Annotated in this window: 29 protein-coding genes; 10 read left to right on the forward strand and 19 right to left on the reverse strand. The window is 59.1% G+C overall.

Annotated elements, in window-relative coordinates; translation table 11 throughout:
* Window positions 1-8 precede the first annotated feature (8 nt).
* Window positions 9-1,355, reverse strand: a complete 1,347-nt coding sequence (locus GRI41_RS10100) for a TldD/PmbA family protein (RefSeq protein ID WP_160604893.1) — start codon at window positions 1,353-1,355, stop codon at window positions 9-11.
* 77 nt (window positions 1,356-1,432) lie between these two features.
* Complete coding sequence (locus tag GRI41_RS10105) at window positions 1,433-1,810, reverse strand: hypothetical protein (protein WP_160604894.1); 378 nt, start codon at window positions 1,808-1,810, stop codon at window positions 1,433-1,435.
* Between the two features lie 211 nt (window positions 1,811-2,021).
* Between GRI41_RS10105 and lptB the strand changes: the two genes are divergently transcribed.
* The 5 genes from lptB (at window position 2,022) to GRI41_RS10130 (ending at window position 7,112) form a co-directional block, all read left to right on the forward strand.
* Window positions 2,022-2,822 (forward strand): LPS export ABC transporter ATP-binding protein, encoded by an 801-nt coding sequence (gene lptB / locus GRI41_RS10110; RefSeq protein WP_160604895.1) that lies wholly within the window; start codon window positions 2,022-2,024, stop codon window positions 2,820-2,822.
* A 185-nt stretch (window positions 2,823-3,007) separates the two neighbouring features.
* Window positions 3,008-4,468, forward strand: a complete 1,461-nt coding sequence (gene rpoN / locus GRI41_RS10115; protein ID WP_160604896.1) for an RNA polymerase factor sigma-54 — start codon at window positions 3,008-3,010, stop codon at window positions 4,466-4,468.
* 143 nt (window positions 4,469-4,611) lie between these two features.
* A complete protein-coding gene (gene ctrA, locus GRI41_RS10120; RefSeq protein WP_160604897.1) occupies window positions 4,612-5,307 on the forward strand; it encodes a response regulator transcription factor CtrA in 696 nt (231 codons plus the stop codon).
* 376 nt (window positions 5,308-5,683) lie between these two features.
* Complete coding sequence (trmB, locus tag GRI41_RS10125; RefSeq protein ID WP_160604898.1) at window positions 5,684-6,385, forward strand: tRNA (guanine(46)-N(7))-methyltransferase TrmB; 702 nt, start codon at window positions 5,684-5,686, stop codon at window positions 6,383-6,385.
* Window positions 6,386-6,401: 16 nt separating this feature from the next.
* Window positions 6,402-7,112: a DUF3592 domain-containing protein gene (locus tag GRI41_RS10130; RefSeq protein WP_160604899.1), complete on the forward strand. Its 711-nt coding sequence runs from the start codon at window positions 6,402-6,404 to the stop codon at window positions 7,110-7,112.
* Window positions 7,113-7,307: 195 nt separating this feature from the next.
* On the opposite strand, the gene GRI41_RS10135 is transcribed toward GRI41_RS10130, so the two are convergent.
* Entirely contained in the window at window positions 7,308-9,569 is a 2,262-nt protein-coding gene (locus GRI41_RS10135) for an NADP-dependent malic enzyme (protein ID WP_160604900.1), read from the reverse strand.
* Window positions 9,570-9,691: 122 nt separating this feature from the next.
* Between GRI41_RS10135 and mutS the strand changes: the two genes are divergently transcribed.
* Genes mutS through GRI41_RS10150 form a run of 3 tightly spaced genes read left to right on the forward strand, consistent with a single transcriptional unit; the run spans window position 9,692 to window position 13,142 of the window.
* Window positions 9,692-12,319 (forward strand): DNA mismatch repair protein MutS, encoded by a 2,628-nt coding sequence (gene mutS, locus GRI41_RS10140; protein ID WP_160604901.1) that lies wholly within the window; start codon window positions 9,692-9,694, stop codon window positions 12,317-12,319.
* A 24-nt stretch (window positions 12,320-12,343) separates the two neighbouring features.
* Window positions 12,344-12,769 (forward strand): hypothetical protein, encoded by a 426-nt coding sequence (locus tag GRI41_RS10145; protein WP_160604902.1) that lies wholly within the window; start codon window positions 12,344-12,346, stop codon window positions 12,767-12,769.
* A 10-nt stretch (window positions 12,770-12,779) separates the two neighbouring features.
* The gene (locus GRI41_RS10150; RefSeq protein ID WP_235901193.1) at window positions 12,780-13,142 is read left to right on the forward strand and encodes a YidH family protein; all 363 of its coding nucleotides are present in this window, start codon (window positions 12,780-12,782) and stop codon (window positions 13,140-13,142) included.
* Window positions 13,143-13,151: 9 nt separating this feature from the next.
* Here the strand turns inward: GRI41_RS10150 and GRI41_RS10155 are convergent, their stop codons facing one another.
* From GRI41_RS10155 to gluQRS, 4 genes are all read right to left on the reverse strand, one after another.
* Entirely contained in the window at window positions 13,152-14,021 is an 870-nt protein-coding gene (locus tag GRI41_RS10155; RefSeq protein WP_160604904.1) for a 3-hydroxyacyl-CoA dehydrogenase NAD-binding domain-containing protein, read from the reverse strand.
* Window positions 14,022-14,090: 69 nt separating this feature from the next.
* Window positions 14,091-14,675 carry a cob(I)yrinic acid a,c-diamide adenosyltransferase gene (locus GRI41_RS10160; protein WP_160604905.1) on the reverse strand — a complete coding sequence of 195 codons (585 nt, stop codon included), beginning with the start codon at window positions 14,673-14,675 and terminating at the stop codon, window positions 14,091-14,093.
* Complete coding sequence (locus tag GRI41_RS10165; RefSeq protein WP_160604906.1) at window positions 14,668-14,904, reverse strand: HIG1 domain-containing protein; 237 nt, start codon at window positions 14,902-14,904, stop codon at window positions 14,668-14,670. Before GRI41_RS10165 ends, GRI41_RS10160 begins: the two co-directional genes overlap by 8 nt.
* Window positions 14,905-14,913: 9 nt before the next feature.
* Entirely contained in the window at window positions 14,914-15,744 is an 831-nt protein-coding gene (gene gluQRS, locus GRI41_RS10170; protein ID WP_160604907.1) for a tRNA glutamyl-Q(34) synthetase GluQRS, read from the reverse strand.
* 125 nt (window positions 15,745-15,869) lie between these two features.
* Between gluQRS and GRI41_RS10175 the strand changes: the two genes are divergently transcribed.
* Window positions 15,870-16,475, forward strand: a complete 606-nt coding sequence (locus GRI41_RS10175; protein WP_160604908.1) for an HNH endonuclease — start codon at window positions 15,870-15,872, stop codon at window positions 16,473-16,475.
* 324 nt (window positions 16,476-16,799) lie between these two features.
* Here GRI41_RS10175 and kynU read toward each other — a convergent pair whose 3' ends face one another.
* The 7 genes from kynU to dksA all read right to left on the reverse strand — a co-directional run bounded on the left by kynU (window position 16,800) and on the right by dksA (window position 22,504).
* On the reverse strand, window positions 16,800-18,032 hold the full coding sequence (gene kynU / locus GRI41_RS10180; protein WP_160605808.1) for a kynureninase: 1,233 nt from the start codon (window positions 18,030-18,032) through the stop codon (window positions 16,800-16,802).
* A 2-nt stretch (window positions 18,033-18,034) separates the two neighbouring features.
* Window positions 18,035-18,661, reverse strand: coding sequence for an arylformamidase (kynB, locus tag GRI41_RS10185; protein WP_160604909.1), 627 nt, complete (start codon window positions 18,659-18,661; stop codon window positions 18,035-18,037).
* A complete protein-coding gene (locus GRI41_RS10190) occupies window positions 18,658-19,449 on the reverse strand; it encodes a tryptophan 2,3-dioxygenase (RefSeq protein ID WP_160604910.1) in 792 nt (263 codons plus the stop codon). Before GRI41_RS10190 ends, kynB begins: the two co-directional genes overlap by 4 nt.
* Window positions 19,450-19,498: 49 nt before the next feature.
* Complete coding sequence (locus tag GRI41_RS10195) at window positions 19,499-19,888, reverse strand: DUF4112 domain-containing protein (RefSeq protein WP_160605809.1); 390 nt, start codon at window positions 19,886-19,888, stop codon at window positions 19,499-19,501.
* 105 nt (window positions 19,889-19,993) lie between these two features.
* Window positions 19,994-21,433 carry an ABC transporter substrate-binding protein gene (locus tag GRI41_RS10200; protein WP_235901194.1) on the reverse strand — a complete coding sequence of 480 codons (1,440 nt, stop codon included), beginning with the start codon at window positions 21,431-21,433 and terminating at the stop codon, window positions 19,994-19,996.
* A 99-nt stretch (window positions 21,434-21,532) separates the two neighbouring features.
* Entirely contained in the window at window positions 21,533-21,901 is a 369-nt protein-coding gene (locus tag GRI41_RS10205) for a PilZ domain-containing protein (protein ID WP_160604911.1), read from the reverse strand.
* 144 nt (window positions 21,902-22,045) lie between these two features.
* Window positions 22,046-22,504: an RNA polymerase-binding protein DksA gene (gene dksA / locus GRI41_RS10210; RefSeq protein ID WP_160604912.1), complete on the reverse strand. Its 459-nt coding sequence runs from the start codon at window positions 22,502-22,504 to the stop codon at window positions 22,046-22,048.
* Window positions 22,505-22,838: 334 nt separating this feature from the next.
* Between dksA and GRI41_RS10215 the strand changes: the two genes are divergently transcribed.
* On the forward strand, window positions 22,839-23,168 hold the full coding sequence (locus tag GRI41_RS10215) for a sel1 repeat family protein (RefSeq protein ID WP_160604913.1): 330 nt from the start codon (window positions 22,839-22,841) through the stop codon (window positions 23,166-23,168).
* A gap of 10 nt (window positions 23,169-23,178) precedes the next feature.
* On the opposite strand, the gene GRI41_RS10220 is transcribed toward GRI41_RS10215, so the two are convergent.
* The 5 genes from GRI41_RS10220 to GRI41_RS10240 are packed head-to-tail and all read right to left on the reverse strand — an operon-like array spanning window position 23,179 to window position 26,431.
* Complete coding sequence (locus GRI41_RS10220; protein WP_160604914.1) at window positions 23,179-24,315, reverse strand: GNAT family N-acetyltransferase; 1,137 nt, start codon at window positions 24,313-24,315, stop codon at window positions 23,179-23,181.
* Window positions 24,312-25,076 (reverse strand): glycerophosphodiester phosphodiesterase family protein, encoded by a 765-nt coding sequence (locus tag GRI41_RS10225; RefSeq protein WP_160604915.1) that lies wholly within the window; start codon window positions 25,074-25,076, stop codon window positions 24,312-24,314. Before GRI41_RS10225 ends, GRI41_RS10220 begins: the two co-directional genes overlap by 4 nt.
* Window positions 25,057-25,518, reverse strand: a complete 462-nt coding sequence (locus GRI41_RS10230; protein ID WP_160604916.1) for a RidA family protein — start codon at window positions 25,516-25,518, stop codon at window positions 25,057-25,059. Before GRI41_RS10230 ends, GRI41_RS10225 begins: the two co-directional genes overlap by 20 nt.
* Window positions 25,515-26,144, reverse strand: coding sequence for an HAD family hydrolase (locus tag GRI41_RS10235; RefSeq protein WP_160604917.1), 630 nt, complete (start codon window positions 26,142-26,144; stop codon window positions 25,515-25,517). The genes GRI41_RS10230 and GRI41_RS10235 overlap by 4 nt, the downstream gene beginning before the upstream one ends.
* Window positions 26,141-26,431: a DUF3572 domain-containing protein gene (locus tag GRI41_RS10240; RefSeq protein WP_235901254.1), complete on the reverse strand. Its 291-nt coding sequence runs from the start codon at window positions 26,429-26,431 to the stop codon at window positions 26,141-26,143. Before GRI41_RS10240 ends, GRI41_RS10235 begins: the two co-directional genes overlap by 4 nt.
* Window positions 26,432-26,478: the final 47 nt, after the last annotated feature.

Consider the following 26,478-nt stretch of genomic DNA (forward strand, 5'->3'; position numbering starts at 1 on the left):
CGAAACGGTCACTTTCCCGCGATTGTCATGCCGTCTACCCGCATAGTCGGAACATTGATCGCGCGGTACATTGCCAGATCGTTCGCAGGCGTCAGCGCGCGGAACATGTCGATCAGGTTTCCGGCAATGGTGAAATCGGAAGCCGGACCGGCAATTGCGCCATCTCTAATGCGGAAGCCCGACGCGCCTCTGCTGTAATCGCCGGTGGTGCCGTTCACCCCCTGCCCGATCAATTCGCTCACCAGCACGCCGTCTTCGATATCGGCGATCAGTTCGGCGGGGGACAGCACGCCGGCTTCGACATGGACATTGCTCGCCGAAATGCCGGGCGAACCGCCCGTTCCGCGCGCGGCATGTCCGGTGGGCGAAAGGCCCAACTGGCGCGCCGATGCCGCATTCAGCAGCCATCCGGTAACGCGGCCATTTTCCACCAGCGCGCGCGATGCGGTTGGCAGGCCTTCACCATCGAAGGGGCGTGAGCGCAGGCCTCGCGGGCGCAGCGGTTCATCCACGATCCGCACCGATGGCGCGAACAAATCCTCTTCCAACCGGTCGAGCAGGAAGCTGGATCGTCTGGCGATGGCCATGCCGTTCATCGCGCCGAGCAAGTGATCAACCAAAGAGCCGCCTACGCGCGGGTCAAACACCACCGGCATCGCTCCGCTGGGCAATGGTTCGGGATTCAGCCTTGCCACGGCGCGTTCGCCGGCGCTCTTGCCGATTGATTCAGGCGGCGGCAGATCGGACAGGTGGCGGCCCACGCGGTAATCATAATCGCGCTGCATTGTCTCGCCCTCGCCCGCAATCATGCTGGCGCTGAGGCTGTGGCTGGTGGAATCATAGGCGCCGGAAAATCCGTGGCTGGTGACCAGCGCCCGCGTCGCGCGGGTGAACCCGGCGCTCGCTCCGTTGCTGTTGGTCACACCCGGGACCGCGCGAGCGGCCTCTTCGATTTCCAGCGCGCGCGCCTTGATTGCAGCGGGTTCGGGTTCTGCATCGTCCGCCAGATCAAGTTCAGCCGCGCCGCCGCTGGCGAGCATGTCTTCAGGGGCAAGGCCCGCATAGGGATCCTCGGGGGCGAGGCGCGCCATGGCCACGGCCCGCTCGCAAATTTCGGCAAAGCCTGCATCAGAAAAGTCGCTGGTGCTGATCGTTGCCGAACGCTGTCCGATAAAGACCCGCAATCCGATCTCGGCGCTTTCGGACCGTTCGACATCTTCCAGATCGCCCAGCCGGACCGACACGCTTTCGGAAGCGGCTTCGACCGCGACCGCATCCGCCGCATCGGCCCCGGCTTTGGAAGCGAGCTCGACAAGCCGCGCGCAGCTGTCCTGCGCCTGCGCAGCATCAATCATTGTAAACAAAATTCCGTGTCATCTTGCGGGCCTATAGCGTGCCCGCAGCCACGGGCAACGCCCGCAGCGAGGCGCATTCACACAGAAACAGCGATCGCTTTGAAGACGAAGGTCAGCGCAACTGGCAAGCCGATGGCGAGCACCCACAGAAACATCAGATCGCGCCGATAGGCCGGTATCCGTGCCTCGTCCGCGGCCTCATCATCGCTCAGCCGGGTCCAGCGGCGTTCGAATTTGCGCAGCGCCGGAATGATCGCGGCAACCAGAACGCAAAGCCCCAGCAGCGCGCCTGTCTGCAAGCCGACATCATGCATCGCGCCGACTGTCGCAAAGATGTTGATCGCGGTGTAAACCAAAAGCGCATAAGCAACCTGGTTGCTCATGCTTTTGCGAAGGTCCAAGCCGTAAACGGCGGCCTTACGCGCATTACGCCCGTTCTCCAGCGCCTTGTTCATGCGCTCTCTCCCATTTTCCTCTTCCGAGTCGAGTTATTCCACCGAGTGGAGAGACAATCAAGCCCGGTAACCAAACTTTGAATAGGGGAAGAACTGGCCGCAGTATTTCGTCCGCCGCAGATCACGGTTCGAAGAATGTCATGCAGGAACCTTGCCAATTGCGGACAATCGGGGGTTTTCAAGGCATCAAGCAGTGCTACATAGCCCCATTATGAGCACCCAAGACCAAGTGATCGACGGCCCCGAAACGGCCCGCAAGCCAGTCGATGCATCGGCCCCGCTGCCCCCGCAGGGCGGCCTCGAAGTCATTTCGATCGCCAAAAGCTATGACAAGCGAGCGGTGTTGACCGATATCTCGCTGACCGTCGGCAAAGGCGAAGTTCTCGGCCTGCTGGGCCCCAACGGCGCGGGCAAGACTACGTGTTTTTACTCGATCATGGGGCTGGTGAGGCCGGATTCGGGCCGGATCCTGATGGATGGCGATGATGTCACCAATCTGCCGATGTATCGCCGCGCGATCCTGGGCCTCGGCTATCTGCCGCAGGAAACCTCTATCTTCCGCGGGATGACGGTGGAGCAGAATATCAATTGCGTGCTCGAAATGGTCGAGCCGGATAACGATACGCGCGCGGCAGAACTGGAACGCTTGCTTGACGAATTCGGGCTCGCCCGGCTGCGCACATCGCCCGCAATGGCGCTGTCGGGTGGTGAACGTCGCCGCTGCGAAATTGCCCGCGCGCTGGCGGCGAAGCCATCGATCATGCTGCTCGACGAACCCTTTGCCGGGATCGATCCGCTGTCGATCAGCGATATTCGCGATCTGGTCGCGGACCTGAAAACGCGCGGCATCGGGGTGCTGATCACCGATCACAATGTCCGCGAAACGCTGGAAATCGTCGATCGCGCCTGCATTATCTATGGCGGGCAAGTGCTGTTCGCCGGAACACCGCAAGATCTGGTCGCGGATGAGAATGTGAAGCGGCTTTATTTGGGTGAAGGGTTTACGCTTTGAATTTCCCGGTCGCCTGGAAACGTGTCAGTTAATCGCCCCCTCGGCCGACCGGTTGCGGTACCGGCCCACTCCCCCTCCCGGCCACCCAACCAGTATAGTGCCGTGGGTGGCCGGGAGGGGGAGTGGGCTGGTGCCGCAAGGTTGGGACGGATGTCCCGACCGCACCCAACAAAGGGGGCAGCGCCATGGCCATAGGTCCCCGTCTAGACCTCCGCCAATCGCAATCGCTGGTGATGACGCCGCAATTGCAGCAGGCGATCAAGCTGCTGGCGCTGTCCAATCTGGAGATCGAGACCTTTATCTGCGATGCGTTGGAAGCCAATCCGCTGCTCGAAGCGGGGGAATTGCGCAGCGAAAGCGGCCAGTCGGGTGAAGAAGGCGATCCCGCCCCCGAACCAAGCGCAGACAGCGCCGCAAATGATGACGGCGCGCTCGATATAGACCGCTCCGCTGTCGATATGGACCGCGACACGGGCGATGGCGAATGGGGTGCGGGCGGCGCGGGAATGCCGGCCGATGATCTGCCCGGTATCGAGGAAAGCGGCGCTGACACATTGTCGCTCGCGGATCATTTGCACGAACAGATCGGTTCGGCGTGCGACTGTCTGCGGCAGGAATTCATCGCGCGCAATCTGATCGGGCAATTGGACGAGGCGGGCTATCTGCGCGGAAATCTGCGCGAGATTGCCGCGGAGCTTGGCGTTGCTCTGGGTGAAGCGGAAGAGGCATTGGCGGCGGTGCAAACGCTCGACCCGACCGGCGTGGGCGCGCGATCGCTCAGCGAATGTCTGGCGCTGCAGGCCAAGGAAATTGACCGCTACGATCCGTGCATGGAGCGGCTGATCGAAAATCTCGACCTTGTCGCGAAGGGCGATTTCGCGCGGCTCAAACGGATGTGCGACGTCGATGATGAAGATTTCGCCGACATGCTGGGCGAATTGCGCGCTTTCGATCCCAAGCCCGGCCTTGCCTATGGCGGCGCGGCCGAAAGCGCGGTGGTGCCCGACATATTGATCAACGCCAATGATGCCCAGGGCTGGGACATCAAGCTTAACGAAGCCACTTTGCCGCGGCTGGTGGTTAATCGCAGCTATTTCGTCGAACTGCGCGAAGGGTGCACCGACAAGGAATCGCGCGGCTGGCTCAATGAAAAGCTCAACGATGCAAACTGGCTGATCAAGGCGCTCGACCAGCGGCAGAAGACAATCCTCAAAACCGCGTCGGAAATCGTAAAGAAGCAGGACGGCTTTTTTCGCAGGGGCGTGTCCGAGCTCAAACCGCTGACTTTGCGCGAAGTCGCCGAAGAGATCGAAATGCACGAAAGCACGGTCAGCCGTGTAACCTCGAACAAATATCTCCACTGCGACCGCGGCACGTTCGAGCTCAAATATTTCTTCATGAGCGGCGTTGGCGGCGGCGCCGATGGCGAAGGCGGCGCGTCATCGGAAAGCGTCAAAGCGCGGATCAAGGCGCTGACCGATGCCGAGGATCCGAAAAAGATCCTGTCCGACGACAAGCTGGTCGAAATGCTCAAAGGTGAAGGCTTCGATATCGCCCGGCGCACCGTTGCCAAATATCGCGAGGCCATGGGAATCGGCAGCAGCGTGCAGAGGCGCAGGGCGAAAAAGTTACAGGCTCTGGGGTGAGTCCCGAAGGCAACACCCAAAAAGTGTTAACGGCCTTTACCATGCGTTAACCTTTTTTGTTCAGAAGTTGTGTGGTTAATCCACGGCAACACCTCTTAGCGAAGTGTTACCAAAAATAATTCGGGCGAAAAGGGGAATCACCCATGCGTGTATTGTTGATCGAAGACGAGCCGACAACGGCAAAGGCAATCGAGCTGATGCTGACGACTGAAGGCTTTAACGTCTACGCAACCGATTTGGGCGAAGAAGGGCTCGATCTGGGCAAGCTGTATGATTACGATATCATCCTGCTCGATCTGAACCTGCCGGACATGCATGGCTATGACGTGCTCAAAAAGCTGCGCGTCGCCAAAGTGCAAACGCCCGTTCTTATTCTTTCCGGCATTGCCGAAATGGACAGCAAAATCCGTTCATTCGGTTTCGGTGCCGACGATTATGTGACCAAGCCATTCCACCGCGAAGAGCTGGTTGCCCGCATCCACGCCGTTGTGCGTCGTTCGAAAGGCCACAGCCAATCGATCATCCGCACCGGCAAGCTGGCTGTGAACCTCGATGCAAAGACCGTCGAAGTCGACAGCGCCCGTGTCCACCTGACCGGCAAAGAATACGCCATGCTGGAGCTTCTGAGCCTCCGCAAAGGCACCACGCTCACCAAGGAAATGTTCCTCAACCACCTATATGGCGGCATGGATGAGCCAGAACTCAAGATTATCGACGTCTTCATCTGCAAGCTGCGCAAAAAGCTCAGCCATGCATGCGACGGCGAGAACTACATCGAAACAGTGTGGGGCCGTGGTTACGTCCTGCGCGATCCCGAAGCCGCTGCGGAAGCTGCGTAACATTTAAGTCTCCTGATAAAGCGAGGACGCCCGGTGTGGAAACACGCCGGGCGTTTTCGTGCCCTTGTTTGATGCCCTCAGTCGCCGGGCGCGAGCCATCCGGCTCGCTTGGCTTTCCTCGCTTCCGCTCCCTGACGGTCGCTTCGCTGCGGGCGGCCGGTCGGCCTTGCGGTCCGCCCGTCGGCGGACCGGATCGATGCGATACTGAGATGGCTTGGAATGGCCCGGCCCGACCCAGACGGGCCGCAAGCGCGACCGCGCGTCGCCCGTTAGGGCTGTAGCCTAAGGGAGCGGATGCGACCGCCGGCACTTGAGGCAAAACAAACAAAAAACTCCACCGCTTGAGGCTAAAACAAAGACTCTCTAACGGAGCCACATGACCGCGCATAAAGAAGGTGATCCGACTACGCTCAACCGGCTCTATGGCCGCAGCCAGGGGAAACCCTTGCGCGCCGGGCAGCAGGAGCTGGTCGATAATTTCCTGCCCAAAATTGCCGTGCCGGCGGAAGGTGATGTCACTTCAGAGGCGCTGTTCGGCGATTCCCGCCCGATGCATTTCGAGATCGGCTTTGGTTCGGGCGAACATATGGCCGACCGCGCCGATATGCTGCCCGATCACGGCTTTATCGGGGCGGAGCCGTTTCTCAATGGTGTGGCTGCGGCATTGGGTCACGCCAATGAACGCCGCCTGCCCAATATCCGCCTGCATCACGGTGATGCGTTGGAAGTGCTTGCGCGTATTCCCGATGGTTCGCTCAGCTTTGTCTATCTGCTCCACCCCGATCCGTGGCCCAAAGCGCGCCACGCCAAGCGGCGGATGATGAATGATGGCCCGGTGCGGATGATCGCCGACAAGCTCAAGCCCGGCGGCGAATTCCGCTTCGGGACCGATCACGATATCTATCTGCGCCATGCGCTGATGGTGATGCGCCGTTTCACCGATGATTTTGAATGGCTCGCCGAAAGCCCTGCCGATTGGCAGAATCGCCCCGGCGGGTGGAGCGAAACCCGCTACGAGAGAAAGGCCCGCGAAGTGTTCGGGCATGAAGTGTGGTATTTCCGCTATCGCAGAAAATAGGCGATAGAGCGGCCCTATGGTGAAAGCAAAGCTCCTGATTGGCCGCATTTTCATGCCGATGGGTATGGTGTTCGCCAGCATCGGCATCGGTTTTTTGTGGAGCGATCTGCAACTCGCCGAAGTGGGCATGCGCAGCGAAGGGTCGGTCATTGACCTGTCGCGCAGCCGCAATTCGGACAGCGGTGACAGTTATCGCCCCGTCGTGGCGTTCTATGACGAGGACGGAACCCGCCACGAATTTGTCGGCCAAGTGGGAAGCAACCCGTCGAGCCATTCGCGCGGCGATGCGGTAACGGTGATTTACGACCCCGCCGAACCCGGCGATGCGATGATCGACGGGTTTATGGACCGTTTCCTTTTGCCGGTGATTTTCATCGGCATGGGATCGTTGTTCGCCTTGATCGGCGGCGGATTGATGCTCGCGGTTTGGCGCAGGCGCAAGATCATCGCGCAGCTGAAACGATCGGGCATTCCGATCATGGCAGAATTCATCGAATGCTACCGCGATAACAGCACCAAGGTAAACGGCCGCAGCCCCTATCGCGTCGTCGCGCAGGCCACGCATCCGGTGACCGGCACATTGCAAAGCTTCAAAAGCGATCCGGTCTGGATCGATCTGAGCCGGCAACTGGCCGGTGAAAGGGTGACGGTGTTGGTCGATCCGGTAAAGCCGAAACGCTCCTATATCGACCTGTCCGAATTTGTCGGACCGGATGAACAGGCCTAGCCGCAGCTTTGGATAACGGGCCGGCCACGGGCCCGGCGCAAAACCGTTTTCCTACATCGAAAGCGGGCGCTAGCTTCGCATCGGCTCTTTGAAAACCGAATCCTTTATCATCAACCGCGCTTTCCTATGGAGTCGCTGCGCGCTGGATGTACTTCATCAACTAACTGGCAATTTCGGCCCCGAATCGGGTGCGAATCACCCCACAACACCCGCTGCCGCCAGCACCGCCAGCGTCAGAACATCGGGTGCAATCGCGGTCATCGGAGCGATCTGGACGGGTTTCTCCATGCCGATCAACATCGGCCCGATCGTATCGTCGCCGCCCAATTCGCGCAGCAATTTGGCCGAAAGGTTGGCCGATTGCAGGCCGGGCATAATCAGGACATTGGCAGGGCCGGACAACCGGCTAAAGGGATAAAGCTTCATCACTTTCGGATTGAGCGCGGCGTCGGGCGCCATTTCGCCTTCATACTCGAAACCGGGATCTTCCCGGTCGAGAATTGCAACCGCGTCGCGAATGTTTTCCAGCCATTTGCCGCTCGGATTTCCGAAAGTCGAATAGGACAAGAACGCGACACGCGGTTCGTGGCCCATCCGCCGGGCCACCGCAGCGGTTTCGCGGGCGATATGCGCCAGATCATCCGCGGTTGGCCGTTCGTTGATCGTCGTGTCGGCAAGGAATGTCGTGTGGTTCTTGCCGATCATCATATGGATGCCGAAGGGCGGCGCGCCTTCCTTCGCATCGAGCACCAGATTCACTTCGCGTGCGGTCTGCGCAAAAGTGCGGGTCAGGCCCGAAATCAATGCATCGCCGTGGCCGAGCGCGACCAGCAGAGCGGCGAACACATTGCGCTCCTGATTGACCATCCGGCGCACGTCGCGTTCGGTATAGCCGCGCCGCTGCAGCCGTTTGTAGAGATACTCCACCATCGCCGGCACATGTTCGCTGACCGCCGAGTTCTCGATCACGAAATCGCGGTGATCTTCGACCCCCAGCATGTGCATCTTGTCGGCGATTTTCTTGGTCCGGCCAACCAGCACGGGTGTGCCATAGCCGAAATCGCGGAACTGGATCGCGGCGCGCAGCACCACTTCTTCTTCGGCTTCGGCAAACACCACGCGCTTCGGATTGGCCTTGGCGGTTTCGTAAGTGTTGGTCAGCACCGAAGTGGTCGGATTGAGCCGCGCTTTCAGATCGTGGCGGTAGGCATCGAAATCCTCGATCGGGGCTAGCGCCACGCCCGAATCCATCGCCGCTTTCGCAACCGCAGAAGAAACGACTTCCATCAGCCGCGGATCAAACGGCGCCGGAATAATATAGTCGGTGCCAAATTTGTGGCTCTTGCCATATGCGGCGGCGACTTCTTCGGGCACGCGGTCGCGGGCAAGTTGCGCAATGGCATGAGCGGCGGCGACTTTCATTTCCTCGTTAATCGCGGTTGCCTGCACATCCAGTGCGCCGCGAAAAATGAAAGGGAAGCCCAGCACATTGTTGACCTGGTTCGGATAGTCCGAACGCCCGGTCGCGATGATCGCATCGGGGCGAACAGCTTTGGCATCGTCGGGCGTGATTTCCGGATCGGGATTCGCCATCGCGAAGATAATGGGTTTGTCAGCCATTTTCTTGACCCATTCGGGCTTGAGCGCACCGGCTGCCGACAAGCCGAGGAAAATATCCGCTCCTTCAAGAGCTTCCTCGAGGCTGCGCGCTTCGGTTTCGACCGCATGCGCGCTCTTCCATTGGTCAACATTCTCGCGGCCCGGATAGATCGGCCCGCTGCGATCGCAGACGGTTACATTTTCGTGCGGCACGCCGATGCTTTTGATCAATGCCGTGCAAGCCAACGCCGAGGCGCCAGCCCCGTTCACGACCATTTTCACATCTTTGAAATCGCGCCCGGTCAAATGGCAGGCATTGATCAGCCCGGCTGCGGCAATGATTGCTGTCCCATGCTGGTCATCATGCATGATCGGAATGTTCATCCGTTCGCGCAGCGCTTGCTCGATAATGAAGCATTCGGGGGCAGCGATGTCTTCCAGATTGATCCCTCCAAAGCTTGGTTCCATCAGCGCAACCGCCTCGATGAAAGCTTCCGGATCTTCGGTCGCCAATTCGATATCGATCGAGTCCACATCGGCGAAGCGTTTGAACAAAACCGCCTTGCCTTCCATCACCGGCTTCGACGCCAGCGCCCCGAGATTGCCCATACCCAGAATGGCAGTGCCATTGGAAATCACCGCCACCAGATTGCTGCGCGCGGTGTATTTCGCCGCATTGGCCGGATCATCGGCAATCGCCTGAACAGGCACAGCCACGCCGGGTGAATATGCGAGCGCCAGATCGCGCTGCGTCGCCATTGGTTTGGAGGCGATAATCTCGATCTTACCGGGCCGGATCGTTTCGTGGTAAAACAGCGCCTCGCGCTTCGTAAAACCTGCATTCTTGTCTTCGGCCACGTGGGAAATCCCTTTGTCTTGATCTGTTGGGCGGTGTTTAAACAAGCTTCTGCCAATGCGATAGGGGAAAGGCACCGCATACCCCTTCCCGAATCGCGCCAGCCGCGCCTAACCCTTGGTTCATGGCGGGCAAGTCGACACCGATGATGGAGCAATATCATGCTCTCAAGCAGGAGGCTGAAGGCTGCCTGCTGTTCTACCGGATGGGCGACTTTTTCGAGCTGTTTTTTGATGACGCCAAGACCGCCTCGGCCATTCTCGACATTGCGCTGACCGCACGCGGCAAGGATCAGGATAATCCGGTGCCGATGTGCGGTGTACCAGTCCATTCGGCGGAGGGTTATCTTGCCCGATTGATCAAGGCTGGATGCCGGGTCGCGATTGCTGATCAGGTCGAAACGCCCGAGGAAGCCAAACAGCGCGCGAAGCGGGAAGGATCCCCGGTTTCAAAAGTGCTGGTGAAGCGTGATATCGTGCGCTTTGTCACCGCCGGCACGCTGACCGAGGAGGCCTTGCTCGAACCGCGCCGCGCGAACACACTCGCCGCGATCTGCGATGTGCGTGGGACTATCGGGATTGCAAGCTGCGACATCTCGACCGGGCAGATGGTCTTGCAGCGCTGCGAGCATGTGGATTTGAACGCTGCTCTGGCACAGATCGGGGCAAGCGAAGTTGTGGCTCCGCAAGGATTCGAACACGCTGTCGACAACGTCATTGAACGGCCGCGTGGCGATTTCGGCAGCGATGAGGGCGAGCGAAGGCTGAAATCGCTACATGAGGTCAAAACTCTCGATGCATTCGGTGATTTCACGCGCGAAATGCTCGCCGCGGCGGGCGGTTTGATCGCCTATCTCGACCATGTCGGACGGGGCAATTTGCCGCTGCTGCTGCCACCGCAATTGCGCGCAAATGATACCCAGATGGCCATGGATGAGGCAACCCGCGCCAGCCTTGAAATCCTGACTTCGCAGCAAGGCGGCCGCAACGGCAGCTTGATTGCCGCGGTCGACCGCTGCGTGACCGGGGCCGGGGCAAGGCAACTGGCCGATGATCTGGCCGCGCCACTGTGCGATCTCAATGCGATTTCCGCGCGGTTGGCGTTGGTGCACTATTTCCATGCGGATCCGCTTTTGCGCGCTGACCTGCGCGAAGTGTTGCGCGCACTACCCGATATCGGCCGTGCTTTGGGACGTGTTGTCGCCGGCAGAGGCAGCCCGCGCGATCTTGGCCAAATCCGCGATGGCTTGGCCGATGCGCGGCGGATCCGTGATTTTCTTGGCCAGAAAGTCGATCGCCCAACGCTGCTCGAACGCCTGCTGCCGATTATGGGCGGTCATGGCGCTCTGGTCGATCTGATGCAACGGGCATTGGTTGCCGCGCCGCCGACCGAACGACAGAATGGCGGTTTCATTGCAGAAGGCTATGACGCGGCGCTGGACGAACTGCGCCAGGTCTCGGGCAATGCCCGCCGCGCCATCACATCGCTCGAGGCGCGCTACCGCGAAGACACCGGCGTCGCTTCGCTCAAGATCAAGCACAACGGTGTGCTGGGCTATTTTATCGAAGTCCCGCCCAAACATGCCGACGCGCTGATGGCGCCCGACAGCGGGTTCACGCACCGGCAGACTATGGCCAATGCAGTACGCTTCAATTCGCTTTCGCTGCACGAAGAGGCGGGGCGCATTTCCGAGGCGGGCGGTCATGCTCTGGCGGCTGAGGAATCCCATTTCGAAGAACTCACGGCGCAAGTCGTCGCGGCGCGCCAGGCAATTGCCGCCACAGCATCGGCTCTCGCCCGGCTTGATGTTTCCGCCGGGCAAGCCGAGCGCGCCGCAGAAGGCGATTGGTGTAAGCCCGAGATTCGCGCTGACAAAGGACTGCAAATAGAGGATGGGCGCCACCCGGTTGTCGAAGCCGCACTTGCGGCGAGCGGTGACCGTTTCGTCGCCAATGATTGTGCGCTGAGCGAACAGGATCGGCTGTGGCTGATTGGCGGACCCAATATGGGCGGCAAATCGACATTTCTGCGTCAGAATGCGTTGATCGTTCTGCTGGCGCAAGCGGGGGGATATGTCCCCGCCGCCAATGCTACAATCGGGTTGGTTGACCGCCTTTTCAGCCGCGTCGGTGCGTCGGATAATCTCGCGCGAGGACGCTCTACCTTCATGGTAGAAATGGTTGAGACAGCCGCCATCCTTTCGCAAGCGACAGAGCGAAGCTTCGTCATTCTTGACGAAGTCGGGCGCGGCACGTCGACTTATGACGGCTTGGCCTTGGCATGGGCGGTGGTCGAGGCTGTGCACGAGACAAACAGATGTCGCTGCCTGTTCGCGACACATTATCACGAGCTGGCCCGGCTTGCGGACAGCTGCGATGCCCTGTCCCTGCACCATGTCCGCGCGCGCGAATGGAAAGGCGATCTGGTATTGCTGCACGAACTGGCCGAAGGGCCAGCAGACCGCAGCTATGGCCTGGCGGTCGCGCGGCTGGCGGGCATTCCCAAACCGGTGGTGGCACGGGCCAAATCGGTGCTCGACAAGCTTGAGAAAGGCCGCGCAGAAACGGGTGGTCTGGCAGCTGGTCTTGGCGATTTACCGCTTTTTGCAGCGGTGGGCGAAGCCGAAGAAGAAAGCGCCGGGGACCATCTAAGAGAACGGCTTGCGAGTTACGAGGTGGACGCCATGTCCCCCCGCGAAGCTCTTGAGGCGCTTTACGAGCTCAAGAAGCACGCCAAATCCACTGAAATTTAAGAGTTGGTGCGCTAATATCCTTGCATGAGTTCTTTTCTATCCCGGAACGGCCTGGTCGCGCTGGTGGCGCTGGGCATCATCATGTTCGGTGTCTCTCACCTCGTCGGTAGTGAAGGTGAAGATGGCGTGCTGATGAGAGCCGCCAAGGATTTCACTGGCGAAGAAACCGAGGAAGCCGTCGAGGCGCCCAAACCTGCGCAACCAGCTGAAGTTGCTGCCCCAGCCGCTCCGCCACCATCGCCGGTGGTTGAAGGCGATTTCTACGAAGACAATGAGTTGATTGACGCCGCTGCCGGTTTTGATCCCACGCCAACCGACAACACCGAACAGAAGTCCGAACTTGAATCAGATGAAGCGCTGATCATTAGCCAGACTGACGCAAAGCCAAGCGGAGTTGCCGATCAAGGAAATGCCGTGGTAAACATCAACGATGGCGACATCATCCAATGATTCAAATGGATTGGCTGAAAAGCGGACCGATTGGGCAGAGGACCGCACGGTCCAGGCAACCGAACGAACCTATGCCGGTTGGCTAAGGACCGCTTTTGCAGCAATTGGCATCGGCTTGGGATTCAGGGCGCTGTTTGGCGAATTTGACCCGCCTTGGCTGGCGAAAGCCATCGCAACGGTATTCATCCTGATTGGCGGGATCGTCGCCTGGTCAGCGCAGCGGAATGCCTGCCGTACGCTTTCCCGCCTCAACACGCATGATGTTGATGCGCCCGCAACCCTGCATATGCGGTGGTTGAGTTACACCGTCACAGCTTTCGCGGTAATTTTGGTTGGCGCCTTGTGGCTGCTGAGGAAAAGCGTTGCGCTCTAACCCGCTCTCCTAACGTGTGGGAACGGGTGCCTCACCCGAATAGTCATAGAAGCCGCGGCCAGCTTTGCGGCCCAACCAGCCCGCTTCGACATATTTGACCAGCAAAGGCGCGGGGCGATATTTGCTGTCGCCGGTCGTGTCATACAGCACTTTGATGATCTCGAAACAGGTGTCGAGCCCGACAAAGTCGGCCAGCTGCAGCGGCCCCATCGGATGATTGAGACCAAGCCTGCAGCCTTTGTCGATATCCTCGATGCTCGCGGTGCTCTGGCCAAGCACGAAGATCGCTTCGTTGATCATCGGCAACAGGATGCGATTGACCACGAATCCCGGCTCGTCTTGGGAAAGCACAACTTCCTTGCCCAGCCCTTCAGCGAATGCGGTAATCCGGTCAGTCGTGTCTTGGGCGGTCGCAAGCCCGGGTATAACTTCGATCAGGCCCATGACCGGCACCGGATTGAAGAAATGCAGCCCGATGAAGCGGGCCGGATCGGGCGCGAAATTGGCCATCCGGGTGATCGGGATCGAACTGGTGTTGCTGGCCATGATCGCATCGTCGCGCAGAACTTTGCCAGCCGATTCAAAAATGGCCCGCTTGATCGGTTCCTGCTCGGTCGCCGCTTCGATAATCAGATCGGCATCGGCCATTGGCGCGTTTTCGCCGATCGGAGAAATACGGGCCAACGCGGCTTCGGCATCGGCAATCTCGATCTTGCCCCGCCCGACCAGCTTGCCGAGCGATTTTTCAATGCCGGCCTTGGCTTTCTTGGCAACTGCCAGATCGATATCGGACAGCATGACATTGATCCCATGCTGGGCCACCGTCTGGGCAATGCCTGATCCCATCTGACCGGCACCAATAACCGCGACATTCCGCATTCTGTATTCCTTCGCAATTGCAGCAAAGGCGCCTGTTAACCGCTGCGCTTTGCCCTGACTAGGGCTTTGCTACCGGTTCGCTCCGGGAACCCATTTGACATCGGCGGCGCCGTTGTCATTGAGCACGCGGGCGAGCACAAACAGATAGTCTGACAGCCGGTTTATATAGGCGGTCGCTTGCGGATTGACCGCTTCTAGATCGGCAAGCGCGGTGACCGAACGTTCGGCACGGCGGACCGATGCCCTTGCGATCTGGACACGCGCCGCTGCTTCTGTCCCGCCGGGAAGAATAAAGCTGGTGAGCGGCTCCAGCTTTTCGTTCAGCTCATCGATCGAGCTTTCTAGCCAGTCGACCTGCGCGGCGACAACGCGCAAAACCATTTCGGTCGGTTCAAAATCTTCGCTGCCAAATTCGCCCAGCGGAGTTGCGAGATCGGCGCCGAGATCGAACAGATCGTTCTGGATGCGCATGATCGGCCGTTCGAATGCACTGCCATGCAGCGATCCCGAAGCCAGCCCGATGATGCTGTTCGCTTCGTCTACGTCACCAATCGCCGCGATCCGCGCCGAGTGTTTCTTTGTGCGCGATCCGTCAACCAGCCCGGTTGTGCCGTCGTCACCGGTGCGGGTGTAAATCTTGTTGAGCTTAACCACCGCGTGTCAGGGCGAGCAATATCACCACCACCACAATCGCCAGCGCCTGATATTTGATCCGCGCGAACATCATCTTGTTCTGCATGATCTGCATGTCGCTGGCATCCTGCGTTTCGCCGGTTTCCAGATCGATCTTGGTGCTTTTCATAAAAGCGACAATCCCGCGGACCAGCGACACAAGCACGAGGATCAGCAGGATGATGAGAGCGGGTACGAGAATATAGTTCATGCGCGCTACCTAGTCCTCCTGCAGCGACATTCCAATGGGAAAGCACCCCAACCGAATATCACTTGCAATCTTTGCACCATCGGCGCCGCTTTCACGCATATCGGCCAGCGACGGGGAATTGCGCCGTTTGGCGAGCTTGCGCCCATCTTCGTCGAGCAGCAAGTGGTGATGGTGCCATTGCGGAACCGGAAGATCGAGCAGAGCCTGCAACAAACGGTGGATATGGGTGGCGGCAAACAGATCCCGCCCGCGCGTGACCAGACTTACCCCATCGGCGGCATCGTCAATCGTCGCCGCGAGATGATAGCTGGCGGGTGCATCTTTGCGCATCAGAACAACATCGCCAAGCTCTTGCGGTTGGGCATTCTGCGCGCCGGCCAGTTGATCAACCCACTCCAGATCGCCTGTACGTTTGACCGCCGCATCAACATCAATCCGCCAGGCAACCGGTGCGGAAAGGTCAATGTCCGCGCCTTTGCATGTGCCGGGATAGACCGGCCCTTCCGGTCCGAACTGTGTCGCGGCCGCCTTGATATCGGCGCGCGTGCATTGGCATGGATACAGCAATCCCGCCGATTTCAGATGCTCGGCCGCCGCATCATAGGCCGCAAGCCGCGAAGATTGCGCCGCAACTTCCCCCCATTCCAGCCCGAGCCATCGCAGATCAGCGCGAAATTCATCGGCCAGTTCGGGCCTGCTGCGCGCGCCGTCGATATCTTCGATCCGCAGCAGGAAACGGCCACCCGTGTTCTTCGCCAGATCATGCGCAATGACCGCCGACACGGCATGGCCAAGATGCAGAGACCCGTTCGGACTGGGGGCGAAGCGCGTGACAATCATCTCTCAATCCCCGTGATACATCATTGCCACATGCCAAAATTGCCTGTGGATTCCCCCCCTGTAACAGGGTTGACGCTTTTTGGCGCAAATGCTCCTCTCATGTCCATCAGGGAGGAGCGCAGACCGTGTTCAAAGCCGAGCTGATCGATCAAGTGGCGCAATTCAAGAGCGCCAGCGAAGATGGAAGCCGCAATTTGCAGGCTTGCCCTGCGCTTGTGCTCAATGCTGATTACACACCGTTGTCTTATTATCCGCTCAGCCTGTGGCCGTGGCAAACCGCGATCAAGGCCGTGTTCCTCGACCGGGTCGATATTATCGAATGTTATGACCGCGAGGTGCATTCGCCCTCGCTCGATATGAAGATCCCTTCGGTGATCGCGCTGCGCCAATATGTGAAGCAAAGCGAATTTCCCGCTTTCACGCGCTTTAACCTGTTTCTGCGCGACCGCTTCACTTGCCAATATTGCGGCAGCGAGGAGAGCCTGACTTTCGACCATGTGATCCCGCGCCGATTGGGCGGGAAGACCACATGGGAAAACATCACCAGCGCCTGCGCACCGTGCAATATGAAGAAGGGCGGCCGCACTCCGCAGCAGGCACATATGAAGTCGGTCAACCCGATCCGCCCGACAAGCTGGCAATTGCAACATATCGGGAAAGGCTTCCCGCCGAACTACCTGCACGAAACGTGGCGCGACTGGCTGTATTGGGATATCGAGCTGGAGGATTGATTCGTTCAGCCTGCACATTGCGAGGCTGAACATCTCCGAGACATGGACCACATGGACCACTGTCCAAAGACCAAAAAATCCGGCGTCAGAAGAATCGGTTTGATCAAGGCACAAAGACGCTGGCGATGAGTGGTTCATTTGCAGAAAATGGCACACCACGAGGCCTGTAGGACAGCGCAATCACTTCCCCCTCGTCATTGCAAGCCCATCGGCTGGCTGTTTGCGACAGCCGCTCAGGACAGACTGCGCGCGGAAATCCAGTTTGATGCACGCTTGCTCTGGATTGCCGCGTCGCCTTGCGGCTCCTCGCAATGACAGGTCTTGCTACGTCACCGCCGCGCGCTGCTTGAATTCTGGCTTATCCCATTCGCCCGTCTCGATAATCTCGGCCAACGCCTCAATTGCCAACGCCACATCCTCAAAGCTCACATAGGCAGGCGCGAACCCAAACCGCAGCACATCGGGATCACGGAAATCGCCGATTAGGCCGCGCGCGATTAGGGCTTGGCAGATAGCGTAGGCTTCTGCGTGGCGGAAGGAGAGTTGGCTGCCCCGCTGGGTTGGATCCGTCGGGCTGACCAGTTCCAGTTCCGGCAGACGCTCTGACACAGCCTTGCGGAAGAACTCGCTGAGCTGACGCGACTTGGTAACCAACGGCCCCATGCCGATTTCGGCGATCAGATCGACGCCGACTTCCAGCGCGGACAGTCCCAGAATAGGCGGCGTCCCTGCCAGCAAGCGATCCACGCCCGGCGCGGGCGCATAGGCATCGTCGAAAGCGAAGGGCTGCGCATGGCCCATCCAGCCGGTCAGCGGTTGCTGCAGATCGCCGTGATGCCGCTCTGCCACATAGGCATAGGCGGGCGCACCCGGCCCACCATTCAAATATTTATATCCGCATCCAACCGCGAAATCGGCATTGGCGGCGGTGAGATCGACTTCCACTGCGCCGCCGCTATGCGAAAGGTCCCAAAGCACCTGAGCGCCCGCATCCTGTGCTGCTTTGGTCACCGCAGCCATATCGAACATCGCGCCGGTCTTGTAATGCACGTGGGTCAGCAGCAAGAGGGCAACATCGTCATCGAGTGCTTCGATAATCGCATCGCGCGATGCGAGGCCTTGCTCGGCCAATCCCTGTTTCTCCAGCCCCTCGATCATATAGAGATCGGTCGGAAAATTGCCTGGTTCGGACAGGATCACCTTGCGACCGGGGCGCATATGCAAAGCCGCCGCGATCAGTTTTGACAGGTTCACACTGGTGGAATCGCAGGCAATCACCTCATGCGGCTTGGCCCCAATCAGCGGCGCGATTTTACCGCCAACGCGCTGCGGCAAGTTTATCCAGTCAGCCCCCCCTTTTTCAGGAGCGTTCCAGCTGCGGATCAGCCCCTCGCCCCATTCCTGTTCGACCACCTCAGCCACTCGTGTCTTGGTGGCTTTCGGCAGCGCGCCCAGCGAATTGCCATCGAGATAGATGACCCCCTCAGGCAAATCAAAACGCGCGCGATACTCACGCAACGGGTCGGCAGAGTCGAGCATGCGGGCTTCGTCCAGCAGACTCACGGCAGCTCTCGCAAAATTGCGCGGATCGGCGATGCATCGGCGCTGACAATCGGCAGCGGCAAAGCAATCAACTCATAGCGCCCCTCCGGCACATCATCGAGCACGAGACCTTCCAGAATACGCATATCCGCCGCCAGCACCGCATGATGTGCATCCATCGTCTTGGAATTTTGCGGGTCGATTGAGGGCGTGTCGATGCCGACCAGCTTCACCCCCTGAACACCAAGCCATTTGATCGTTTCGGCGGCAATCGCGGTGAAATCCTCTTCCCACGCGTCATGCGGGAATGTCTCGTAAGTGCGGAACAACACCCGGTCGGCCGAATCCAGATGCGGCAGATCGGCGACATCAATCTCTGCGCCCACGCCGCGCGCATCAATCACCAGACATTCGCCAATATAGGGCGCCAGATCGCATGACGCGCTATCGGCCGCATCCGCCGCGTAATGCAGCGGCGCGTCGGCATGGGTGCCGCTATGTGTGGACAGGGTCAGCTTGGAAACATTGACCGGAGAGCCATCGCCGATTGCCCAAGTCCGCTCATGCGCGAATTGCGTATCACCCGGCCATACGGGCAGATCGGGGCGCAGCTTCTGCGAAATATCCCAGATACGGCGCGTCATATTTCTGTTCGTACCGAGAGCAATTCGGGGAAGAAGGTCTGCTTCAACACACTTTCGAGATAGGGCACGCCCGCCGTGCCTCCGGTCCCCTTTTTGAAGCCGATAATCCGTTCGACCGTCTTGAGGTGCCCGAAACGCCAGCGCTGGAAATGATATTCCAGATCGACCAGTTTCTCGGCCAGCTCGTAAAGGTCCCAATGTTTATTGGGACGGCGATAAACCTCTGCCCAGGCTGCCTCTACCTGAGATGATGGCGCCCAAGGCAATTGCACATCGCGGTCCAGCACTTCGCCGGGAATCTCGAACCCGCGCCGCGCCAGCAGGCGAACCGCCTCGTCATACAGGCTCGCGCGGTCCAGTTCCGCGTGCAGTTCCGCAGCGACATCGGGGGTCGCCTCGTGCATCGTCACCATATCGGGATTGCGTCCACCCAGCAGGAACTCCATCAGCCTATACTGCGCCGACTGGAAGCCCGAAGAGCTGCCCAGATGCGGGCGCACCAAAGAATAGTCATGCGGCGTCATGGTCGACAGTACATCCCAGCTGGAAATAAGCTGCCCCTGCGCGCGCGCGACGCGAGAGAGCATCTTGAACGCCGGCCGCAGAGTGTCGGATGCGATGTGCTCGCGCGCCTCGCCAAGTTCATGCAAACACAGTTTCAGCCACAATTCGCTGGCCTGATGCACAATGATGAACAGCATTTCGTCATGCGCATCCGATGCGGGATGTTGCGCAGAGAGGATCTTCTCAAGATCGAGATAGCTCGAATAGGTTACGCCCTTGGTCATGCGCGTCCTATAGCCGCTATCTGGTTTGTTTTGAAACTATCTCGCGATGTTAACCGTCGATCGTGCGCGCGGCCGGGTGATGTTTGTCGAGGTGCTTCTTGACGATCCGCAAATTGCGCGTGTTGGACCGGAACAGAAAGTCCGCCGCATCGCCCACAACCGGCACCGCGCCGAGCAGCGCATCAAAGCCGACATTGCCCATCATCCGCCAGATCTTCCAGCGCGGCAGGTTCAGGTTCTTGGCTTCCCACACGATATAGGCGCCCATAGCGGTGGTGATGATATCACCGAGGATCGGAACAAGGCCGACAATCGAATCGAGACCGACCGGATAGTTGATGCCTGGAATACGGAAACTGCGTTCCAGCAATTGCTCCATCGCTTCGATCCGTTTGCGGACCGATACGGGATCGGTGCCGACCGGCAATTCGAACCCCATCGGCTCCGCCCGGCCAGTACCGCCGGTGTCAAACCGCGTTGGCTCGGGCACGAGAATGTCTGTCTGGTTGCGGTCCTTGTCGACCATCGAATTCTCCTTCATTCCCTAGATGGGGCGTGAAGCCAGCGGGAACAAGGGATGGAGACCCCAATTGTTCTCTGTAAACCCGTCTATCCCGCCGCGGATGAGCGACCATCTGATCGGCGCTCCGATCGGGATATATATCTGCGATTCAAGCATTTGCTGTTCAGCCTGGGCCAGCAGTTCTGTGCGGATTTGCGGGTCCGTTTCGGAAATGGCGGAGCGGGCCAAAACATCGGCTTCGGGCGAACACATTCCGCGTTTGAGCGAACAATTGAACTGGTTGAGAAACCAGCGATCATCCGCGTATCTTGCCAGCCGGTCGACCAGTTCGAGATCGCCTCTCGCGCCGGGCGGCGCCATTTCCAGCGTGACGCCGATCTCTTCGAAGTCGCTTTGAAGCTCTGCAAACAGCATATCCGTGCCCGGACTGTCGGGCATTGCAATCGACAACCTGACCGTTGCGGAAAGATTGCTGGCCCGCCACCCGATTATCCGCCGCTTCGCCTCGGCCCGGCGCGCGTCAAAGGGTTGATCCAGCCATCGCTCGGAAGCGGTGGAAGCCCTGCCGGGCAAATCTGTTGGAACGATCCGCGTGGAAGGCACCCATCCTCCCAGGCTGAACCGTTGGAGCAGCGTGTCGCGATCAATCCCCATCGCTATCGCCTCTCGCAGCGAGCGTTCCGCCAGCGGGCCATTGCTGTTGTTGATCTGTAGGCCGAAAAGCCCGAAGACCGGATCGAGCCGCACGGTCCCCCGCGACAAGGGACCGGTATCGGCCACCGGCAAGCTCAGCAACCTGCCGTTGAACACCGCATCAGCCTCCCCCGCTTCGAACCGGTCGGCAGCTTGTTCTGCGGGCATGCTTTCGATGCGGACCTGGCGAAAACTTTGCTCCCAGTCCTCTCTCATTGGCATTCCGCGCTGTTCGGGCGAAGCGGCCGACAGCATCATCGCCCCGTCAGAAGCGGTGGCCAGCATCGGTCCGGTTCCCGCTCCGTTGCGCCGGAGGCCGAGTTCAGGCTGGGCAAAAAGCTGCAGGAATTGCGGCATCGGGCTTTTTAGCCGGATTTCGATGACCCGGCCGGTCATCGCGCGAATTTCCGAGATTATCGACAGATCAACACCGAGCGAAGTGCCGCGCAACTGTTCGATATTGCGTTCAAGCGCGCTTTTGACGTTTTCACTGGTCAGCGCCGTCCCGTCGCTCCAGTCCGAATTGCGCAAGCGGAAGATGTAGCTCATTCCGTCATCGGTAACGATCCATCGTTCTGCAAGCGCAGGCACGACTTCACCGACCTGGTTCAGTCCGACCAATCCCTCGGCAGTGGCTGCGCGCAGATGTTGCCCGGCGGGCGCCAGACGGACACCGTTGGCATCGATATCAGCCGGTGAACCGATAAAGGCGATCCGCGTGACATCGTCATCGACCCCGCTGCCGCATGCGGTCAAAGCGGAAGTCAAAAGCGTAGTCAGAAAAATGCGAAACTTAGCGGCCATCAGCAATGTGATAGCAGCTTGTCTACCAGGCGTCAGCGCTGAAAATCCGCTGCGCCGCCCCTATCAGATATTGCGCAGCCTTGAGGGGTCATCATAGATTCCGGTCACTCCGGTGCGCGTGTAGCGCGGAGCGACGCTTTCGCCTCCACCCACTTTGGATCTTGCAACTTGCGGGTCGATTTCTTTCGCGAAGGCAATGCCGAAACGTTCATCCTGAACCCAAGCCACCACGCCTTCTACCCAGCCGATATTCTTCAACTCGACAGAAACATTCGCGCCGCGAACAACCGAGGCATCGCCTTCGGCCATCATCCCGCCAGACGAAAGGTTGCGCACCTTTACACGCGAGGAAGTTGGGCTGTCCCCATGGCGAACCTGAGCCATCAAGAACAGGCTGTCGCGCGACAGGTTACGGGTGTCTACTCCGGACATTGTTGCAGTTTGACCCTCTTACAACTGGTAACAAGCACACCTCGTTCGAGGCATGGCGGTCTCTTACCCCAAAAATGGCTAACGAAGCTTTAATTGTAAACGCGCAATTTTGCGCGGCGCGGCAGGTCGGTATTGCCGGCCAGTTCAGTCGTCGCGCGATATCTTTTCGCGGCGCTCATGCGCTTCCTGCGCTTCGACGGTCATCGTCGCCACCGGACGGGCAATCAGGCGCTTCAGGCCGATCGGATCACCGGTAACCTCGCAATAGCCATATTCACCCTTGTCCAGACGCTTGATCGCGGCATCGATCTTGGAAATCAGCTTGCGCTGGCGATCGCGCGTGCGCAGTTCGATGCTCCAGCCGGTTTCGCTCGACGCGCGATCGTTCAGATCGGCATCGCGGATCGGGCCATCCTGCAGCGATTGCAGCGTCACCGAAGAGTCAGAGTGAATGGACTTCTTCCATTCGAGCAGCAGCATCCGGAAATAATCCTGCTGCTTTTCGGACATGTAGGTTTCTTTGTCGGTCGGGACATAATCAGGCCCCAGCGATTTTTTCACGCGGTCAAGGGCTTCGATGTCGTTGGACGAGCTAGCGGCCATTATGTCCAAACTCCCGGATTAATCCCAGTAAACAGCAATGAGGTTCGAGCCTCCTCGGAAAGCGGGATATTCCCGTCATTCCCCTCGACCAACTTTGCGCGCCTATAGGCGGCACTTTTTAAGGACACAAGGAGCAATCCCATTGTGTTTGAAAACGGATTGGAAATTGCCTGCAATCGGGACGCTTCCAACGCTAACAACGCCTCTATTCACTTCCACTGAAGGCAGCTTTTTACAACTTTCTTGGCCTCGCGTTAACCATTTGTTGACCATGTTCGGGTGAACCAAAGGTCATTGGCGAAACGGATCGTCAACTGGATGGGGGAATTGAGTAATGGAATTCACGGCAATCGATGGCGGTAACGCTAAACCGGTCGACACCAAGGCAGCCGATTTATTGGTCGCGCAATGCCTTGCCGCGGCATCGCAAGGCGAAGACACCGCCTATTTTGATCTGGGCGTAGCTTTTTCTACCGGAAGCCACGGTGCACCTTGCGATCTGATCGAGGCGCATAAATGGTTCAACCTCGCTGCCACCAAAGGTCACGAAGAAGCAGCCTGGTGCCGCGCCGATATTTCGGATGAAATGACCGCACGTGAAATCGCCGAAGCGCAGCGCCGCGCGCGCGAATGGCTTCGCTCGGGTGAACGCAAAAGCGCGTAACAACCGGCAGCTAGCCTTTTTTGAACGGCGTTCGCTCGCCCAGATATATCTGATCGATCGCGACACCTTCGCGTTCGCGCTCGAGAAATTCCGACACGGCCTCTCCAAAGCCGGGATCAGCGATCCAATGCGCTGACCATGTCTGGATCGGTTCATACCCTCTAGCAAGCTTGTGCCCGCCTTGCGCGCCAGCTTCGACCCGCTGCAGGCCCCGCTCGATCGCAATGTCGATTGCCTGATAATAACACAGCTCGAAATGCAAAAAGCGCTTCTCGCGGCTGCATCCCCAATACCGCCCGTATAGCGCGCTTCCCCCGACAAAATTGAGCGCGCCGGCAATAGGGACACCATCCTCTAGCGCCAGAATGAGCAGCACTTTGTCGCCCATTTCCGAACTGAACAGAGCGAATGCTTCGCGCGTCAGATAGGGTTGGCCCCATTTTCGCGCACCGGTGTCCTGATAAAACTCCCAGAACGCATCCCAGTGTTCCGCGCGGATTTGTTCGCCCGTCAGACGAACAATCTCGATCCCATCCTGCGCTGCGGCTCTTTCCTTGCGGATTGCCTTGCGCTTGCGCGATGCCAAAGCCCCCAGAAAATCATCGAAGCTGGCGTAATCGCGGTTCTGCCAGTGAAACTGAACATCGGCGCGAAGCATCCAGCCGGCCTGTTCGAACAGCGGCAATTGGGCAGGTTCGATAAAGGTCGCATGCGCCGAGGAGAATCCGTTTTGCGCGCATAATTGTTCGGCAGCTTTGAGCAAGGGAACGGCATATCGTTCTTCGGAGCATAAAACGCGCGGTCCGCCCGCCGGCGTGTGCGGCGCAGCGATTTGCACTTTGGGGTAATATTCGCCCCCGGCACGCTGATAGGCATCAGCCCAGGCATGGTCGAACACGAATTCCCCGCGGCTATGGCCTTTCAGATAAGAAGGCAAAGCCCCGACAAGCGTGCCATCCTTGTCCTCGATTATGATCGGCGCGCTTTGCCAGCCTGTGCCAGGGCCGACGCTTCCCGACTGTTCCATTATGGTCAGGAAATCATAGGACATGAAGGGATTGTCGCTGCCGGCTATCGCGTCCCATTGATCGCGTGGAAGCGCGCCGACCGATCCCGCGACTTTTGCGACCAGCGGGTCTTCGCTCATCTTTGGCCTTCGAGTTCCGCGATCAATGCGTCAGCATGGGCAATCGCCCGCTCGCGAAGCTCTTCGGTGTTCACCGTCCATGTCAGCACGGGTATTCCGCGGGCGCGCTGGGAAGCGGCGAACGCGCTGGGCAAATCGCGTATATCATAAGCCAGGAAATCCGGCTTGGCATGCCACAATGCGGCGCGGCGTTCCCACTTTGCCTGCGGGGAGTGGCGCCCCTCTTCCTTGATCACCAGCCCGCAAATGGTCTTTGGTGCGTGTTTCTTGAACCACCGCGCGACGCGCGGGTCGAAGCTCATCACGGCGTGTTTCCCGCGATACCCCTCAAGCGCTCTTTGCACCGCCATGCAAAGCGGGCCAATCCGGCGATCAAATGCCGATTTGAGTTCGATCAGAATCGGGACTTCACCACCAACCTGGTCCAGCATCCGCCCCAATTGCGGAATCGTATCGCTCGATCCGGACAGGGTGATGGTTTCGATCTCGGCTGCGTCGCGGCGGTCAACCGGGCCGGTTTCGTCGGTCAGCCGGTCAAATTCCCAATCGTGAAAAACCACCGCGCGGCCATCTCGCGTTCGCTGGACATCGCATTCAATGCCCAGACCGCGCCCGATTGCCTCTGCAAAAGCGGATGGGGAGTTTTCGGGAATGCAACCGCTATGCAAACCGCGATGGGCATAGTCCCATTCGCTTAGCCAGCTGACCCGTTCCGGCTTCGGCGCGGGCGCGCGCCATTTATCAAGCAGCGTGAAGAGCAATGATTGCGTCCACTTCCACCGCAGCGTGCAGCGGCAAAACCGGCACGCCCACTGCGCTACGCGCATGGCGCCCGATTTCGCCAAACACATCGAACATCAGTTCCGACGCGCCATTGGCAACTTTCGGCTGGTCGGAAAATCCCGCGGCCGAACTGACGAAAGCGCCCAGTTTCACAATCCGGGCAACCCGATCGAGCGGAATTTCCGCGCTGACCAATTGCGCCAGGATCATCAGTCCGCATGCTCGCGCCGCCCCGGTGCCGCGTTCTACGGAAACGTCTTCCCCCAAACGGCCGGTAACAAGGTTTCCGTCAATGAAAGGAAGCTGCCCGGAAATATAGGCGACATTGTCATGCACCACGACCGGAACATAGCTTGCCACCGGCGCTGCGGCGGCGGGCAGAGTAATGCCCAATTCCTTCATCCGTGCCTGGATGCTCATACCGTCTCTCCATGCAATTCTTCCAGCAGCCAGGGCAAAGCCTTGGCCCAATCGTCAATCCGGGCGTGAGCATGGCCCGCCTCGTGCGCGCAATCAATATGCGGCGCCAGCATCGGCTCTCCGCACAGATGAAGCCGCCTGACATCGGGCACGATTTCCGACACCGATTGATGGTGCTGCGGCAGGTCGTCGATAAAGATCGCGCGCGCGGGCTGATATTCTTCGATGATGCTCGCCAAAGCCGGTCCCTTGGGGCCCTGATTGGTGAACACGCGTGCATGCACGCCGTGCCCCGCCAGCTGCTCGGCGCGCATATCGCGGCGCGCATCGTTAAGATTGGTGAGAATCACCACATCGGCATTTTCAGCAATCGTGTTGATCCCCGCTATCGCGCCTTCGATCGGCTGCTGGCGATACATTTCCGTGTCGAAGAATCCGCCAAGCAATCGCCAGATATCTTTCTCGCCAACCAGTTCGCCGCTTTCGATCCAGCGCATCGAATTGGCAAAATTGTTGCCAACCATGCGGAATTCGACGCCTTCATTTTCTGCTAGCCAATCGCGGAATGGCGCAACCATATGCAGCAGCACTTCATCACAATCGGAAATCAGCAAAGGACGGTTCATTGGGTTAGTCTTTCATGGGCAGCGACAATCGCTTCGGGCTTTACTTGCAGATCATCGGCGGCGGCAACAAGATCGGGTTCGTGGTTGATCAGGAATTCAAGCACCGCTGCCTGTACATAGGCCTGGCCGATCCCTTCGCGCAAAACATCCGGCGTCATGCCGGTCAGCGACAATAGCCGTTCGGCCCGATCCTGATCGCCCAGCACCCAGCCAAGCGCCGCCAGAGCCAGATTGCTGGCCGATCCAAGGTCATCTTCGGGGGAATTGCTGCGTTCTAGAATTGTCAGATTCCTGTTGGAGCCATAAGGCCATGGAAGAGCATGTGAAACACGCG

Source organism: Pontixanthobacter aquaemixtae (genome assembly GCF_009827395.1).
Classification (GTDB): domain Bacteria; phylum Pseudomonadota; class Alphaproteobacteria; order Sphingomonadales; family Sphingomonadaceae; genus Pontixanthobacter; species Pontixanthobacter aquaemixtae.

Excerpts from the sequence above, each read along its gene's own strand:
- GRI41_RS10100 (WP_160604893.1), bottom strand. The coding sequence starts at position 1,355 with ATGATTGATGCTGCGCAGGCGCAGGACAGCTGCGCGCGGCTTGTCGAG.
- GRI41_RS10105 (WP_160604894.1), bottom strand. The coding sequence starts at position 1,810 with ATGAACAAGGCGCTGGAGAACGGGCGTAATGCGCGTAAGGCCGCCGTT.
- lptB (WP_160604895.1), top strand. The coding sequence starts at position 2,022 with ATGAGCACCCAAGACCAAGTGATCGACGGCCCCGAAACGGCCCGCAAG.
- rpoN (WP_160604896.1), top strand. The coding sequence starts at position 3,008 with ATGGCCATAGGTCCCCGTCTAGACCTCCGCCAATCGCAATCGCTGGTG.
- ctrA (WP_160604897.1), top strand. The coding sequence starts at position 4,612 with ATGCGTGTATTGTTGATCGAAGACGAGCCGACAACGGCAAAGGCAATC.
- trmB (WP_160604898.1), top strand. The coding sequence starts at position 5,684 with ATGACCGCGCATAAAGAAGGTGATCCGACTACGCTCAACCGGCTCTAT.
- GRI41_RS10130 (WP_160604899.1), top strand. The coding sequence starts at position 6,402 with ATGGTGAAAGCAAAGCTCCTGATTGGCCGCATTTTCATGCCGATGGGT.
- mutS (WP_160604901.1), top strand. The coding sequence starts at position 9,692 with ATGGCGGGCAAGTCGACACCGATGATGGAGCAATATCATGCTCTCAAG.
- GRI41_RS10145 (WP_160604902.1), top strand. The coding sequence starts at position 12,344 with ATGAGTTCTTTTCTATCCCGGAACGGCCTGGTCGCGCTGGTGGCGCTG.
- GRI41_RS10155 (WP_160604904.1), bottom strand. The coding sequence starts at position 14,021 with ATGCGGAATGTCGCGGTTATTGGTGCCGGTCAGATGGGATCAGGCATT.
- GRI41_RS10165 (WP_160604906.1), bottom strand. The coding sequence starts at position 14,904 with ATGAACTATATTCTCGTACCCGCTCTCATCATCCTGCTGATCCTCGTG.
- gluQRS (WP_160604907.1), bottom strand. The coding sequence starts at position 15,744 with ATGATTGTCACGCGCTTCGCCCCCAGTCCGAACGGGTCTCTGCATCTT.
- kynB (WP_160604909.1), bottom strand. The coding sequence starts at position 18,661 with ATGACGCGCCGTATCTGGGATATTTCGCAGAAGCTGCGCCCCGATCTG.
- GRI41_RS10190 (WP_160604910.1), bottom strand. The coding sequence starts at position 19,449 with ATGACCAAGGGCGTAACCTATTCGAGCTATCTCGATCTTGAGAAGATC.
- GRI41_RS10195 (WP_160605809.1), bottom strand. The coding sequence starts at position 19,888 with ATGGGGTTCGAATTGCCGGTCGGCACCGATCCCGTATCGGTCCGCAAA.
- GRI41_RS10205 (WP_160604911.1), bottom strand. The coding sequence starts at position 21,901 with ATGTCCGGAGTAGACACCCGTAACCTGTCGCGCGACAGCCTGTTCTTG.
- dksA (WP_160604912.1), bottom strand. The coding sequence starts at position 22,504 with ATGGCCGCTAGCTCGTCCAACGACATCGAAGCCCTTGACCGCGTGAAA.
- GRI41_RS10215 (WP_160604913.1), top strand. The coding sequence starts at position 22,839 with ATGGAATTCACGGCAATCGATGGCGGTAACGCTAAACCGGTCGACACC.
- GRI41_RS10220 (WP_160604914.1), bottom strand. The coding sequence starts at position 24,315 with ATGAGCGAAGACCCGCTGGTCGCAAAAGTCGCGGGATCGGTCGGCGCG.
- GRI41_RS10230 (WP_160604916.1), bottom strand. The coding sequence starts at position 25,518 with ATGAGCATCCAGGCACGGATGAAGGAATTGGGCATTACTCTGCCCGCC.
- GRI41_RS10235 (WP_160604917.1), bottom strand. The coding sequence starts at position 26,144 with ATGAACCGTCCTTTGCTGATTTCCGATTGTGATGAAGTGCTGCTGCAT.